Origin of the sequence: Methylorubrum populi, assembly GCF_002355515.1 — a bacterium.
GTDB lineage: Bacteria > Pseudomonadota > Alphaproteobacteria > Rhizobiales > Beijerinckiaceae > Methylobacterium > Methylobacterium populi_A.
The window spans coordinates 1,254,270-1,267,408 of record NZ_AP014809.1; the positions used below are offsets into that span (position 1 = coordinate 1,254,270).

Below are 13,139 nucleotides of genomic sequence, written 5' to 3' on the forward strand. Positions count from 1 at the left end.
TCCGCATCAGGATCGCCACATCGAGCTTGAACCGCAGCCCGAGCCGGTCGGTTTCGCCGCGAGGATGAAGGCGAGGATGGCCATGGCGCGAGAAGGCGAAGACCGGGCGGAGGGGTTGGCCGGCGAGAACGTGGCAGGCAGTGCCGCCCATCCGAGTCTGAGCAGCCCCGACCATGCCGAGGCCGGCGACGGCAGCCCGAGCCACCGCAGCCTCACGGGCGGGGCATCGCCGCGGTCCGGCTCGGAGGGCAAACCAGCTGGACATCGCGAGGTGAGCGAGGATGGATCGGCCGATCCGGCGCCCGGCGGCCGATGACGCTCCGGCTCTCCGCTCAGAACGGCCGATCCGGCGGCACGCGGGCGGCGGCGATCTCGTCCGGGCTCGGGCCGCGCAGAAGGGTGATGTCGGGCTCGCGGCTCTCGCCGATCAGGCCGAGCCGGGCGAAGGCGTCGAGCCAGCCGTCCATCGGCCAGAGCCCGTGCCGGGCGCGGAAGCGGCGGGCGTTGCGGACGATGTCGGCGAAGTGCTGGAGCGGCGGGTCGCAGGAGAGGTGATGCTGGTGAAAGGCGGGCGGGGCCCCCGCCAGCAGCACCGGCACCCCGATCTCGGCGGCGCGGAAGGCCAGATCGGTGTCCTCGGCGCCGTAGCCGTCGTAGCCCTCGTCGAAACCGCCGAGGCGGTCGTAGGTGGCAGCCCGCACCGCGAAGGCGAGCGACCAGAACAGGCCCGGATTCCTGGTCTCCCGCACGCCGCTTTCCGGAAAGTCCCGGGCCGGATGGAGGATGCCGGCCCGCAGGAGATCGGCCTCCCGCCAGCCGTCGCGGACGGCGCCCGCCGGCAGGTAGCGGATGGGACCGCAGACGAGGCCGTCATGGGCCGCCGCCGCCGCGGCGAGCGCCGGAACCAGACCGGCGGAGGGAATGCAATCGACGTCGAGGAAGACGAGGATGTCACCGGATGCCCCGGCCCGGCCGGCATTGCGCGCGGCGGCGAGCGGCAGGCCGGCGCTCGGGAAATCGACCCGCCGCAGCGGGAACGGCGTCTCCGGCAGCGGCTCGGGAGCGGGCCCCATCTCGACCACGACGCACTCGGCCGCCCCTTCGCCCAGGGCGGCGCCGCGGGCGAGCCCCTCGATCAGGCGCGCAAGGTGGGCATCGCGCCCCTTGTTGAGCGTGACGACGCTGGTGGTGCTCACGGGGGCTTCCGGTCCGGGACAGGCTTGAGGGTCGCGTCCGTCGTGCCAGCCCCAACCTGAAACCCCGATGAAGAGAATCAGCGCAGGGTGATGTACCATTCGTGCGGGCCGCAGAGCCGATCGATCATCGCCGGCTCCAGCTGGAAGCCGGACGGGTCGTCCTCGATCAGCCCGGAGACCTGCGAGGCGTGCGCCTCCACCGCCCGGCGCTTGGCCGCGCGCTCGCCCTCCACGGCGAGGCGGAACCCCTCCGGCGCCGGCCCGACCTCGCGCTCCGGCGGTAGGGTCCAGCCCCAGACCGGGTAGGCGTAGGCCGCGATTCCGGGGAGCCGGGCGCGGGCGAGATCGACGATGGCGGCGGACGCCGTGTGGTCGCAATGGGGATCGTGTCGCCACGTCACGAACAGGGCGCTCGCCCCGGCCGCGCGGGCGATCTCGGCGATCGCGTCGGCGGCCGCCTCGGCCTGCGGGCCCTCGCTCGGCACGCCGCCGTCGGGCAGGCGCAGGAAATGGACGTGCTCGGCGCCGAGCCCGAGTTCGGCCATGGCCCGCACGGTCTCGGATTCGCGAAGATCCCGCAGGCGGCCATGGGGATAGGCCTTGGAGTTCGGGTGCGAGCCGCAGCCGTCGCTGACGATGACGACGCGCACGCCACGGCCCTCCGCAAGAGCCTGCACGATCAGCCCGCCGCAGCCGAGACTCTCGTCGTCCGGGTGCGGCGCCACCACGACGAGGCCGCCCCCGTCCGGCACCAGGGTGGCGAGCGGGGCGACGGGCAGGCCCTTCACGGCCTCGAGGAAGGCGTCGGCGCGCATGGCTCCTCCTGAATTCGAAACGCGATCCGTTCGATACCGACCTCAAGTCGGACCGAACCTCACCGCGGAAGACCGCTATCGACCCAACCGCTGCTGAGCACAACCGGCGAACGGTACACCCGCTCCGGTCACGCCCCCTATCCGCGCGCCCGTCCGCGCCCTGTCACGGCTCCGGAAGCAGGGCCTCCGTCCGGCCGCGCAGGGCCTGGATGCTGCGGTAGCCGACCGAGGCCGCGACCTGGCGCGGGGCCAAGCCGTCGGCGGTGAGCGCCAGGGCCCGCACGACCCGCGCCCTCGCCCGCCACTGCCCGAAGGTGAGACCCGTCTCGCGCCGGAACCCGCGGGTCAGGGTACGGCGGCTGAGGCCGGCGCGGTCGGCCCAGGCGTCCAGGTCGAAGGTCGTGGCGGGCGCATCGATGAGGCCGAGGCAGATCCGGCGCAGCCGCGCATCGCTGGGCAGGGGCAGGGTGAGCTTGGTCTCCGGTGCTCGCCGGATCTCGTCGAGCACCAGCGCCGCGAGGTGGCCGCCGCGCCCGGCCTCGTCGTAGAGCACGGGCTCCCGCGTCAGGGCAGCCAGTGCGGCGGCGAGCAGCGGCGAGACCTCGATGACGCGGGCGCGGGCGGGAAAGCCGGCAATCGCCTCGGGCGCGAGATAGGCCGAGCACATCGCGACCGCGCCGTGCATGGCCACCGCATGGGGCAGGCGCGGCGGGATCCAGAGGGCGTGCCCCTCGGGCACGACCCAGGTCCCGTCCTCGGCGGTCGCCATCATCAGGCCGGCTGTGGCGTAGAGCAGCTGCGCCCGGGGGTGGAAGTGGCGCTCCGTGCAGCTGCCCGCCGCGAAGCGTTTGGGCATCACCGCGACCGCGCGGGGCAGATCCTGATAATCCTCGGCCCGGATCGAACGCATGGGAGATGTCCGTCCAAATTGACCCGATTGCGTAAGCCTTCGGCCCGACGGCGTGCAACGGGTCAGATAGGGAGAGACAAGGCTTACGGAGATGCCTGCCCGATGGACGCCGAGACCTTGTCCCGCCGCACCCTGCGCTTCGTCAACGTGGCGCACGCCCTCGATCACTTCGTGCTCCTGATCTACCCGACCGCCGTACTCGCCATCGCGGCGCAGACGGGCCTGAGCTACGGCGAACTGATCGGGCTCGCGACCGGCGCCTTCGTCGCCTTCGGGCTCTGCTCGCTGCCGATGGGCTGGCTCGCCGACCGGTTCGGCCGGCGCAACCTTCTGGCGGTGTTCTTCTTCGGCTACGGCCTGTCCTGCCTCGGCGTCGCGAGCGCGGCGAGCCCGACCGCCTTCGCGGTCTGGCTCTGCGTGCTGGGGCTGGCCTCGGCGATCTATCACCCTGTCGGCTCGACCATGCTGGTCACCCATGCCCGCCGCCTCGGGCGCGATCTCGGCGTGAACGGGGTCTGGGGCAATGCCGGCGCGGCCACCGCCTCGGGCGTGACCGCCCTGCTCGCCGCCGGCCTCGGCTGGCAGGCGGCCTTCATCGTGCCGGGCGTGTTCTGCCTTGCCGTCGGCGCCGCCTTCCTGGCGCTGGTGCCCGGCGACGGCGAAGGCGCCGCCGGCAGGACCGGGGGCGCCGCGCTCATCCCCGTCGCGCGCCCCCTTCCCCTCCTCGTCGTGTTCGCCTTCGCCATCGTCGCGGGCGGCATGACCTTCAACATCACCACCATCGCCCTGCCCAAGGTCGTGGACGAGCGCCTCGGCGCAGGCCTCCCGCTCGCGCTGATCGGCTCGGTGGCGACCCTCGTCTTCGCCTTCGGCGCCCTGACCCAGCTGGCGATGGGACGACTGATCGACCGCTACAGTCTGCCGACCCTGTTCCTCGCTCTCTCCGTGCTGCAACCGCTCGGCCTCGGACTGGCCGCGGCGAGCACGGGCCTGACGCTGCTCGCCGGCCTCGTGCTGACGATGGCCGCACTCTACGGGCAGGTTGTCATCAACGACGCGATGGTGGCCCGTTACGTGCCCGCCGCCTACCGGGCCCGGGCCTACAGCGTGCGCTACTTCCTCGGCTTCACCGTGAGCGGCTTCGTGGTGCCGATGATCGCGGTGCTGCACGATCGCGGCGGCTTCGGGCTGGTGCTCGGCATCGCGGCGGGTTTCGGTGCCGTCATCGTCGCCTCGGCCCTCGGCTTCTTCGCGCTCACCCGGGGACCGGCCCCGCGCCCGCTGGTTCCGGCGGAGTAGCGCGGAGGACGGCTGCGCTTATCGCCCGCTGCATTCCGGCGCGGGCGCGGTCGGCGCCGTGAGCGTGAAGTCCTTGCGGGTGAGTTCTCGGGTGCCGGGTTCGACCACGATGGTCCAGGGACCCGGCTGCAGTTCCCCGTCGTGCTCGAAGGTGAAGCCGACGTGGCTCCAGTCGTCGAGCACGTCGCTCGTGAACACGTCCTCCCGGCTCGCGGCGCCGTCGGTGCGGGTGAAGAGGGGGTGCAGCACGCGGACGCGAACACGGTGCGGAAGCCGCGCCCCGTCCCGGCGGCGAGCCGGACGGTGATGCCGAAGCTCCGGCAGCGGCGCGCCTCGATCCGGTCGGTCCGTTCGAGGTAGCGCAGCCCCTCCATCGATCGCGGCGGAACGAGCCCGCGATTGCGCGGATCGGTGTCCGAAGCGCCGCCCCGGCCGCGGCTGATCCCGAAATCGACGATCTCCGCGCTCAACCTTCCCTCCGCCCGCGTCTCTGCATCGCCGTGATGCCGCCGAGCAGGACGGCGAAGGCCGGGCCGCTCGACCGGAAGGCGAGGGTTCGCCACCGCGCGGGCCGTGCCTCCATGAGGCTGCCATCCGTATCGCGATTCTTGCAGGGGACGCGGCGCGATACCTCGCCCGCCGGCACAGGCCGGCCTTACCCCGCGCGGGCGGCGAGGTAGCGCGAAAACCCCTTGGCGCGCAGGTCGCAGGCCGGGCAGGTGCCGCAGCCGTAGCCCCAGTCGTGGCGCGCGCCCCGCTCGCCGAGATAGCAGGTATGGCTCTCCTCGACGACGAGATCCACGAGGGCGTGCCCGCCGAGACTCTCGGCGAGCGCCCAGGTCTGCGCCTTGTCGATCCACATCAGCGGGGTGTGCAGCACGAAGCGGCGCTCCATCCCGAGATTGAGCGCGACCTGCAGCGCCTTGATCGTGTCGTCGCGGCAATCGGGATAGCCCGAGTAGTCGGTCTCGCACATGCCGCCGACGACGTGGCGCAGGCCCCGGCGGTAGGCGAGCGCGGCGGCGAAGGTGAGGAAGACGAGGTTGCGGCCCGGCACGAAGGTGTTGGGCAGACCGTCCCGAGCCAGCGCGATCGCGCTGTCGCGGGTCAGCGCCGTGTCCGAGATCTCGCCGAGCGCCGCGAGGGAGAGCGTGTGATCCGGCCCGAGCCGGCCGGCCCAGGCCGGATCGAGCGCACTCATTCCCTGCCGCAGCGCCGCGCGCCGGTCGAGTTCGACCCGGTGGCGCTGGCCGTAATCGAAGCCGAGCGTCTCCACCCGCGGGAAGCGGTCGAGCGCCCAGGCGAGGCAGGTCGCCGAATCCTGGCCGCCGGAGAACAGCACCAGGGCGCTGTCCCCCTGCGCCGTCCCCGCCCGATCCGCTGCGTCCGCCTCCTGCATTGCGGTCAATCGCCCTCGTACTCGGCCCAGGAATAGGGCGTCTCGAAGATGCGCACGCTGGCGAGCCCCGGAATGGCCGGCTTGGCGCGATGCCAGATCCAGGCCGCGATGTGCTCGGCGGTCGGATTCTCCAGCCCCTCGATCTCGTTGAGGCAGTGATGGTCGAGCCGCTCTAGGAGCGGCGCGAAGGCGCTCTCGATGTCGTAGAAATCGACCACCCAGCCGGTCGTCGGATCGACATCGCCCGCCACCGTCAGTTCCACGCGGTAGGAATGCCCGTGCATGCGGTGGCAGCGGTGCGTCTCGGGCACGTTCGGCAGGCGGTGGGCCGCCTCGAAGGTGAAGGCCTGGGTGATCTTCATCGCGTGATCTTCACGGGGGCTGGAACGGTCCCGCCACGCGAGCAGCGGCGGGTTGACGGCCGCCCGCGGGCGCACCGAGATCGTGGATATGTCACTGCCTCCGACGAAATGCACCCTCTATCCGGTCTTCGCGGCAGCGAGCCCGCACGCGGTGATCTACCGCCGCGGCCCCTCGAACCACACCTGCCTCATCGCCTGGGACCGCTCGGACGATTCGTTCGAGATCGGGCACTGGTTCAAGGGGACGGTGAAGCCGGCCTGGAGCGGGCTGTCGCCGGACGGCGAATGGCTCGTGAGCTTCGTCGGAAAGTACAGGGGGCCGTTCGCGACTTGGACGGTGCTGTCGCGCCCGCCCTTCCTCACCGCTGTCGCTCTCTGGCCGAAGGGCGACACCTGGGCCGGCGGCGGGTTCTTCCTGGCGGACGGCACGCTGGTCCTGACCCATGGCGAGGGCCCCTATGACCTCGCCCCCGGCTTCTCGCCGCCGCCCGGCCTCACGGTGCTGCCCTTCACGCGCGCGAACGCACAGGCGCTGACGGCCCGGGCGCAATCCGGCCCGGCGGCGAGCCGCTGGCGGCCGGACCCTGCCGTCGAGGGCGGCTGGATCCTCGACGCCCCCTCGGGCGCGCCTTCGAGCCACGCCTTCATCCGGTCGGTCAGCGCGTACACGGCCGACCCGCTCCGGTCGCTGCCCGAGAGCGTGCGTCACAGCCTGTGCGCCGGCGGCCCGCCGGTGCCGCTGCCGGTCGCCGGCTGGGCCGCCTTCGACCGCAACGGCGACCTCCTGTTCTCGCAGGGCGGCGCGCTGTTCCGGCTCGATGCAGATCGGATCGCCGGCCTCGGCTCGACGGACGAACTCCTCGCCCGCGCCCGCTGCCTCGCCGACTTCTCCGACCTGCGGTTCCGGCCACTCGCCGCTCCCTATGCCGCGCCGAAGGACGGCTTCGCCCCGGCGCTCGACCGGGTGAGTCGCGAGGACCGCCAATGGCGCCGACAGATGCGCAAGGCCCGCGAGCGGGTCGGCGGGGCCGGCTGATGGACGAGCCGGCCAGCGATCGAACCCGATCAGCCCGACCTTGCGAAGGGCAGTGGAGGGTGGGGGCAGAGTTTGCGGAGCCGAGGCTCGGCTGGCACGGTGGGCGGATGAAGTCGGAGGCTGCCAAGCTGCCCAAGGGGCAAAGCTACCCGCTCAGACCGTCGATCCTGAAGGCGGCGCTCGAAACTGCACGTGTCAGCATCGACACCCGTCTGGTCCGCAGTCCGAGCAGGCACAGGCCGCGCGGGATCGGATCGAACGCACGGCCGTGCCGGCGCTGGTCGCGTGGATCGGCAACATCCTCTCTCAGGACCCGCAGTCACCCGTTCGACGCGAGGAACAGTACCTCAGCCTGAATGGGTTCTGGGCCCGCCCAGGGTCGAGAACCGCCTTCGCATAGCCAAGCTGTTCCGGTTTCGATCCTACCGTTCACCGATCGGCCGCAGCGGACCGTTGAAGGGGCCCGGCTTCATACCGTGTTCGCGGGCACGCGCCCCGATCAGGGCCTGGCCGCCCAGCAGAGAGGCGATCGGCGCGGACTGCATCTCGACGCTGTTGAGGGCCCGCCCGATCTGCCGCCCCTCCCACCACAGTTCGGCGAAGAGCAGAGCGAGAACTCCGAGCAGCCCCCAGGTCGTGAGATCCCAACCGAGGATGTAGACCCCGTAGGGCGGCGACAGGGCGGTTCCGAGATGCGACAGGCCGATCGCCGCCGCGAAGCCGAGGACGAGGATCAGGGGCAGCCGCATGGTCAGGCGCCGGTAGTGGCTCAGGGCGCGGTTGAGATCCTCGATCGAGGAGTGATCGAGACGGAGCGGCGCGGAGCTGTACGTCACGGGCGGGTCCTTCGGTGATTCCGGGCGGCCCGCGTCGAGGCGGCACCGCCCGGGCGAGCGTGGCCGAGGGCCCCGCCGGATGCAACCGGCGGCCGCTCCTGACCGCCCGGCTCCCGCTGCGCTACGGAATCCCGATGATCTTGTGGGTCTGGAGCGAGAGGCGCCAGCGGGCATCCGACCGGCAATAGGCCACCGCCTTCGCGGTGTTGGCGGCGGCCTCCGGCCCGTCCATGGGCTGGAGGAAGCGGTGGCGGAAGGGCAGATCGGCGAAGTGCTCGGGGCGCGCCTCCGCCTGCGGGAAGACGAGCTTCAACTCGTCGCCCGTGGTCTGGACCAGCGGATTTCCGGCCTTCGGGCTCACGCAGATCCAGTCGATGCCGGGCGGGGCGGGCAGCGTGCCGTTGGTCTCCACCGCGACCTCGAAGCCGCGGGCATGGACGGCGGCGATCAGGGCCGGGTCGAGCTGGCGCAGGGGCTCGCCGCCGGTGAACACGACGTAGCGGTTGGCCCCGCCCCCGGCCCAGGTCGCGGCGATGGCCTCGGCCAGAGTTTCGGCGGATGCGAAGCGCCCGCCGCCCTCGCCGTCCATGCCGATGAAATCGGTGTCGCAGAAGCGGCAGGCGGCGCCCGCCCGGTCCTCCTCGCGGCCGGACCAGAGATTGCAGCCGGAGAAGCGGCAGAACACCGCTGCGCGCCCGGCCTGGGCCCCCTCGCCCTGCAATGTGTGGAACAGTTCCTTGACCGCGTAGGACATCGTCGCGCTTTTCTGCCAGGGCTTGCCCTTACCCCCGGGAGGTCCGGAAGACCAAGCGCGGCACGATTTCCGGGAACGCAACCCGGATCGGCAGCTTAACCGTGGGCAAAACCCCTTGGTCTGCCATGCTCTCGCCACGGAGGGCACGTTGATGAACGGATCTCCTCGATCCGACGCGTTCCGGACGTATCCCTCGCGATGGTCCGGGGCCGGCAACGGAATTCATGCTCCGCGGCGTCCCGCGCCCTCACACCCTTTCGAGATTGGCCCGATGGTGAACCGTGTTTGGGGACGGCTGATCGGCTCGCTCACCGCCCTCGGCCTGATGGTCGGGGCGGCCTCGGCGGTGACGGCGCCGATCCTCGTCGTCGATGCCGAATCCGGCAAGGTGCTCTACAGCCAGGGCGCGACCGATCCCTGGTATCCGGCCTCGATCACCAAGCTGATGACGACCTACGTCGCCCTCGACATGGTGCGGCAAGGCAAGGTCTCCCTCGACACCCTGCTGACGGTCTCGCCGGCCGCCGCCGCCGAGCCGCCCTCGAAGATGGGCTTCAAGCCGGGCACGCAGATCACCCTCGACAACGCCCTCAAGATCATCATGGTCAAGTCGGCCAACGACGTGTCCTGGGCGATCGGCGAGGGGCTCGGCGGCTCCGTCGAGGGCTTCGCCGACATGATGAACGAGACCGCGCACCGGATCGGCATGCGCGAGAGCCGCTGGTACAACCCCAACGGCCTGCCCGAGCCGCGGCAATGGACGAGCGCCCGCGACATGGCCATCCTGGCCCGGGCGCTGATGCGCGACTTCCCCAACCAGCAGGCGCTGTTCTCGATCTCGGCGATCCAGTTCGGCAAGTCGGTGATGGCCAACCATAACGGCCTGCTCGGGCGCTATCCCGGAGCCGACGGCATGAAGACCGGCTTCATCTGCTCGGGCGGCTTCAACGTGGTGGCGACCGCGACCCGCGGCGGCCGGCGCATCATCGCGGTGGTGATGGGCCAGCCGAGCGCCCGCGAGCGCGACATCAAGGCCGCCGACCTGTTCGATTACGGCTTCGGCCAGTCGGCGGGCTGGACCGCGCCGACGCTCGAGTCGCTGCCGGCCTCCAACGTCGCCGCCCCGCCGGACATGCGGCCCTACATCTGCGACAAGCGCAAGCCGATGCCGGTGGACGAGGGCCCCGGTGCCCTGACCGCGAGCGGTCCCGGTGCCGACAGCGCCACGACGCAGCTTCTCGGCTCGGCCACGCCCGACGCCTCCAACCTCGCCTTCGCCGCCCTCGGCAACGCCAATGTCCGCGGCCGCACCCTGCCGCCGCGGGCACCGCTGCAGCCCATCCCGGTCTGGATCGGCAGCAGCCCGACCGAGGGCGCGATGGCGCTGGCCCGCGAGGAGCAGGAGGCGCAGGCCGCCAAGCAGGCGGCCAAGCAGGCCGCGCTCGAAGCGGCCCAGCGCAAGCGCGCCGAGGCCAAGGCCGCCAAGGACGCGGCCAAGCAGGCCGCCTCGGAGAAGGCCGCCAAGGCCCGCGCGGCCGCGGTGACGGCGCCGAAGCCGGCCACCAAGACCGCCGGCAAGGACAAGGGCGTGCCCGCCGCGACCAGCGCCTACACCTCGGTCGAGGTCGCCCCCAAGGCTGCGGCCAAGGAAGCCGCGAAAGCGTCTCACAAGCCGGCCCACAAGCCGGCGGCCAAGAAGCCCGAGGCGAAGCCCGCCGCCAAGAAGGCGGACAAGCCGACCAAGGCGAAGAACGACGAGTCGTAGGGGTTTTCGCGGGCATCCGGCACCGTCATATCGGGGGCGAGACACGCTGCGAGATCCTACTCCCCTCCCCGCCCGCGATCGGGTGGGAGCGGGCTTCACGGCCTTCTGACCGAGGCATGAAGCCGGACGCCCAGCGGGGGTGAGGCGTTCGCGGTGAATTCGACTTCGAGAGCCGTCCCGCCATGACCCACTCCGAACAGCCCGGCCGTCCCGAGCCGATCCCGCTCACCGTGCTCACGGGCTTTCTCGGCGCCGGCAAGACCACGCTGCTGAACCGCCTGCTCGCCGACCCGGCGCTCGCCGACACGGTGGTGATCGTCAACGAATTCGGCGAGATCGGACTCGATCACCTGCTGATCGAGACGGTGGACGAGGGGATGATCCTGCTCGGCGCGGGCTGCCTGTGCTGCACCGTGCGCGGCGACCTGATCTCGACGCTCGAAGACCTGCTGCGCCGCCGCGACAACGGTCGCATCAACCCGTTCCGCCGGGTCGTGATCGAGACCACGGGGCTGGCCGACCCGGCGCCAATCCTCCACGCGCTGATCTACCACCCCTATCTCGCGATCCGCTTCCAGCTTCAGGGGGTCGTGACGGTGGTCGACGCGGTCAACGGCGCCGGCACCCTCGACGCGCATGGCGAGGCCCTGCGGCAGGCGGCGGTGGCCGATCATCTCGTCGTGACGAAGGCCGACCTGCCCGGCGCCGAGGCGGAGGCGCTCACCCGGCGGCTGGCCGCGCTCAATCCCGGCGCGCGGATCCACGGGCCCGACGTGCCGGCCGAGCGCCTGCTCGGCGGCCTATTCGGCCTCGACGGCCGGGGGACGAGCAAGGGCGAGGATGTGCGCGCGTGGCTCGGCGCCGAGGAGCCGGACCCTCACCATCGTCACGAGCACGACCACCACCACGGCCACCATCATCACGACGTGAACCGGCACGACGCGGCGATCCGCGCCTTCCATCTCACCAGCGACGCGCCGGTGCCGCGCCCGGCCTTCGAGATGTTCCTGGACCTGCTGCGCTCGGCGCACGGGCCGAAGCTGCTGCGCCTCAAGGGTCTGGTGGCGCTTGCCGACGATCCCGAACGGCCGGTGGTGGTGCACGGGGTGCAGCACGTCGTCCACGCGCCGGTGACGCTGCCGGCCTGGCCCGACGCGGACCATCGCTCGCGGCTGGTGCTGATCGTGCGCGACCTCGACCCGTCCTTCGTCCGCCGGATCTGGGACGCCTTCCTCGGCAAGCCCGCCCTGGACACGCCGGACCGGGCGGCGCTGACCGAGAACCCGCTGGCGATTCCGGGCGGGTAGAACGCGTTCGCGCAAGCGAGAAGGCTGTCACGACGCGGCAGCCTCTTCCCGCTCTCGTCGCGCCCTGGATTGCTACGATCAAAGCGGGAACGGCTTGGCCCCGAGGCGCGATCGATGCGGCAGCCTGTCGTCTACATCATGGCGAGTGCCCGCAACGGGACGCTCTACACCGGCGTCACTTCGAACCTTCCGCGCCGTGCCTACGAACATCGAGCCAAGCTGACGGAAGGCTTCACAGCCCGCTACGGCTGCAAGCTTCTGGTCTGGTACGAGCCGCACGAAACAATGATCGAGGCCATTTCGCGCGAGAAGCAGATCAAGGCTGGCTCACGAAGCAGGAAGCTGGCCCTGATCGAACGATTCAATCCCGATTGGCGCGATCTTTATCCCGATCTCGCCTGATATCCTGCGCGTGCGTCGGGCCAATGTCGCGCCCTGGATCGATCGCGCCGAACCTCGCGATGCCGGGAGAGATGAAAGACTACTCGTCCTCGCCGAACCTGTCGGCGAGCAGCGCCTCGATCGCGTCGAGGGCGGCGCCCGCATCGTCGCCCACGGCGACGACGGCGATCGTGGTGCCCTTGGCCGCGCCCAGCGTCAGCAGGCCCATGATCGAGCGCCCGCCGACCGTCTCGCCGCCGCGGGTCACGGTCACGCAAGCGCCGAAGCGCTCGACCGTCTGCACGAATTTGGCCGAGGCGCGGGCGTGCAGGCCGCGGCGGTTGATGATCGGCAGGATCCGGACGAGACCGCCCTCGGGCACCTCCGGCTGCGGCTCGACCTCGCCGTCCACGCTCTCGCTCATCGCCTTCGGCACTCCCTCCCCCCGCCGCTTCCGTGCGGATCGCGACGCGTCGAGGCGCATCGTTCCGGAGGCGGGACGACGTGGTTAAGCCGGGAGCGGGGCGAAGGAAAGGCCGTGCGGTGGAGAGATCGGGCTACTTGCCTGCAAGAACCCGCGAGGCGACATTGATGTACTTGCGGCCCGCCTCCTGCGCGTGGAGCACGGCATCGCCGAGACTCTCGGCCTCACGCACGCTGGCGAGCTTGATCAGCATCGGCAGATTGATCCCGGCGACCACCTCGACCTGGCCGCCGTTCATACACGACAGGGCGAGGTTCGACGGGGTACCGCCGAACATGTCGGTGAGAACCACGACCCCCTGACCGGAGTTGACCCGGCCCACGGCGGACATGATGTCGCCGCGACGCAGCTCCATATCGTCCTCCGGGCCGATCGTGATCGTCTCGACCTGCTTCTGAGGGCCGACGACATGCTCCAGAGCGGCCTTGAACTCGGTCGCCAACAGCCCGTGGGTGACGAGCACCATTCCAATCATCGAAGCGTGTTCCAACGCCCTGTGAGCGGAGACGCCATCTTGTGCAGCGCAAGGTGAAGCGCAAGCGGGTCGCGTCGCTTTTGACGAACGCAACGTCGCTACCATGACATGGAGGTGGCA

General features: G+C 71.1%; 16 protein-coding genes. 6 read left to right on the forward strand and 10 right to left on the reverse strand.

What is annotated here, in order from left to right:
- Positions 1-82 precede the first annotated feature (82 nt).
- Positions 83-316: a hypothetical protein gene (locus tag MPPM_RS05825; protein ID WP_157914120.1), complete on the forward strand. Its 234-nt coding sequence runs from the start codon at positions 83-85 to the stop codon at positions 314-316.
- Between the two features lie 16 nt (positions 317-332).
- Here the strand turns inward: MPPM_RS05825 and MPPM_RS05830 are convergent, their stop codons facing one another.
- The 3 genes from MPPM_RS05830 to MPPM_RS05840 form a co-directional block, all read right to left on the reverse strand.
- Positions 333-1,196, reverse strand: a complete 864-nt coding sequence (locus MPPM_RS05830) for a glycosyltransferase family 2 protein (RefSeq protein ID WP_096484241.1) — start codon at positions 1,194-1,196, stop codon at positions 333-335.
- Positions 1,197-1,273: 77 nt separating this feature from the next.
- The gene (locus MPPM_RS05835; protein ID WP_096484242.1) at positions 1,274-2,011 is read right to left on the reverse strand and encodes a PIG-L deacetylase family protein; all 738 of its coding nucleotides are present in this window, start codon (positions 2,009-2,011) and stop codon (positions 1,274-1,276) included.
- 163 nt (positions 2,012-2,174) lie between these two features.
- On the reverse strand, positions 2,175-2,921 hold the full coding sequence (locus MPPM_RS05840; RefSeq protein ID WP_096484243.1) for a helix-turn-helix domain-containing protein: 747 nt from the start codon (positions 2,919-2,921) through the stop codon (positions 2,175-2,177).
- A gap of 102 nt (positions 2,922-3,023) precedes the next feature.
- Here MPPM_RS05840 and MPPM_RS05845 point away from each other — a divergent pair, with 102 nt between their 5' ends.
- Positions 3,024-4,220, forward strand: coding sequence for an MFS transporter (locus tag MPPM_RS05845; RefSeq protein ID WP_096484244.1), 1,197 nt, complete (start codon positions 3,024-3,026; stop codon positions 4,218-4,220).
- Between the two features lie 18 nt (positions 4,221-4,238).
- Here MPPM_RS05845 and MPPM_RS29170 read toward each other — a convergent pair whose 3' ends face one another.
- From MPPM_RS29170 to queD, 3 genes are all read right to left on the reverse strand, one after another.
- Positions 4,239-4,814 carry a DUF3859 domain-containing protein gene (locus MPPM_RS29170; RefSeq protein ID WP_096484245.1) on the reverse strand — a complete coding sequence of 192 codons (576 nt, stop codon included), beginning with the start codon at positions 4,812-4,814 and terminating at the stop codon, positions 4,239-4,241.
- Positions 4,815-4,875: 61 nt separating this feature from the next.
- The gene (queC, locus tag MPPM_RS05855; RefSeq protein ID WP_096484246.1) at positions 4,876-5,619 is read right to left on the reverse strand and encodes a 7-cyano-7-deazaguanine synthase QueC; all 744 of its coding nucleotides are present in this window, start codon (positions 5,617-5,619) and stop codon (positions 4,876-4,878) included.
- 5 nt (positions 5,620-5,624) lie between these two features.
- Positions 5,625-5,981, reverse strand: coding sequence for a 6-carboxytetrahydropterin synthase QueD (gene queD, locus MPPM_RS05860; RefSeq protein ID WP_096487742.1), 357 nt, complete (start codon positions 5,979-5,981; stop codon positions 5,625-5,627).
- Positions 5,982-6,069: 88 nt separating this feature from the next.
- On the opposite strand from queD, the gene MPPM_RS05865 reads away from it, so the two are divergent.
- Positions 6,070-7,017 (forward strand): hypothetical protein, encoded by a 948-nt coding sequence (locus MPPM_RS05865; RefSeq protein ID WP_157914122.1) that lies wholly within the window; start codon positions 6,070-6,072, stop codon positions 7,015-7,017.
- Between the two features lie 422 nt (positions 7,018-7,439).
- On the opposite strand, the gene MPPM_RS05875 is transcribed toward MPPM_RS05865, so the two are convergent.
- Together MPPM_RS05875 and queE are read right to left on the reverse strand one after the other, a co-directional pair.
- Entirely contained in the window at positions 7,440-7,853 is a 414-nt protein-coding gene (locus tag MPPM_RS05875) for a hypothetical protein (protein WP_096484248.1), read from the reverse strand.
- 121 nt (positions 7,854-7,974) lie between these two features.
- Positions 7,975-8,607 (reverse strand): 7-carboxy-7-deazaguanine synthase, encoded by a 633-nt coding sequence (queE, locus tag MPPM_RS05880; RefSeq protein WP_096484249.1) that lies wholly within the window; start codon positions 8,605-8,607, stop codon positions 7,975-7,977.
- A gap of 271 nt (positions 8,608-8,878) precedes the next feature.
- On the opposite strand from queE, the gene MPPM_RS05885 reads away from it, so the two are divergent.
- The 3 genes from MPPM_RS05885 (at position 8,879) to MPPM_RS05895 (ending at position 12,081) form a co-directional block, all read left to right on the forward strand.
- Positions 8,879-10,372 carry a D-alanyl-D-alanine carboxypeptidase family protein gene (locus MPPM_RS05885; protein WP_096484250.1) on the forward strand — a complete coding sequence of 498 codons (1,494 nt, stop codon included), beginning with the start codon at positions 8,879-8,881 and terminating at the stop codon, positions 10,370-10,372.
- 182 nt (positions 10,373-10,554) lie between these two features.
- Positions 10,555-11,679 (forward strand): CobW family GTP-binding protein, encoded by a 1,125-nt coding sequence (locus MPPM_RS05890; RefSeq protein WP_096484251.1) that lies wholly within the window; start codon positions 10,555-10,557, stop codon positions 11,677-11,679.
- Positions 11,680-11,793: 114 nt separating this feature from the next.
- Positions 11,794-12,081 carry a GIY-YIG nuclease family protein gene (locus MPPM_RS05895; protein ID WP_096484252.1) on the forward strand — a complete coding sequence of 96 codons (288 nt, stop codon included), beginning with the start codon at positions 11,794-11,796 and terminating at the stop codon, positions 12,079-12,081.
- 79 nt (positions 12,082-12,160) lie between these two features.
- Here the strand turns inward: MPPM_RS05895 and MPPM_RS05900 are convergent, their stop codons facing one another.
- Complete coding sequence (locus tag MPPM_RS05900; RefSeq protein WP_096487743.1) at positions 12,161-12,484, reverse strand: HPr family phosphocarrier protein; 324 nt, start codon at positions 12,482-12,484, stop codon at positions 12,161-12,163.
- A 133-nt stretch (positions 12,485-12,617) separates the two neighbouring features.
- The gene (locus tag MPPM_RS05905; protein ID WP_003606016.1) at positions 12,618-13,019 is read right to left on the reverse strand and encodes a PTS sugar transporter subunit IIA; all 402 of its coding nucleotides are present in this window, start codon (positions 13,017-13,019) and stop codon (positions 12,618-12,620) included.
- Between the last annotated feature and the right edge of the window lie 120 nt (positions 13,020-13,139).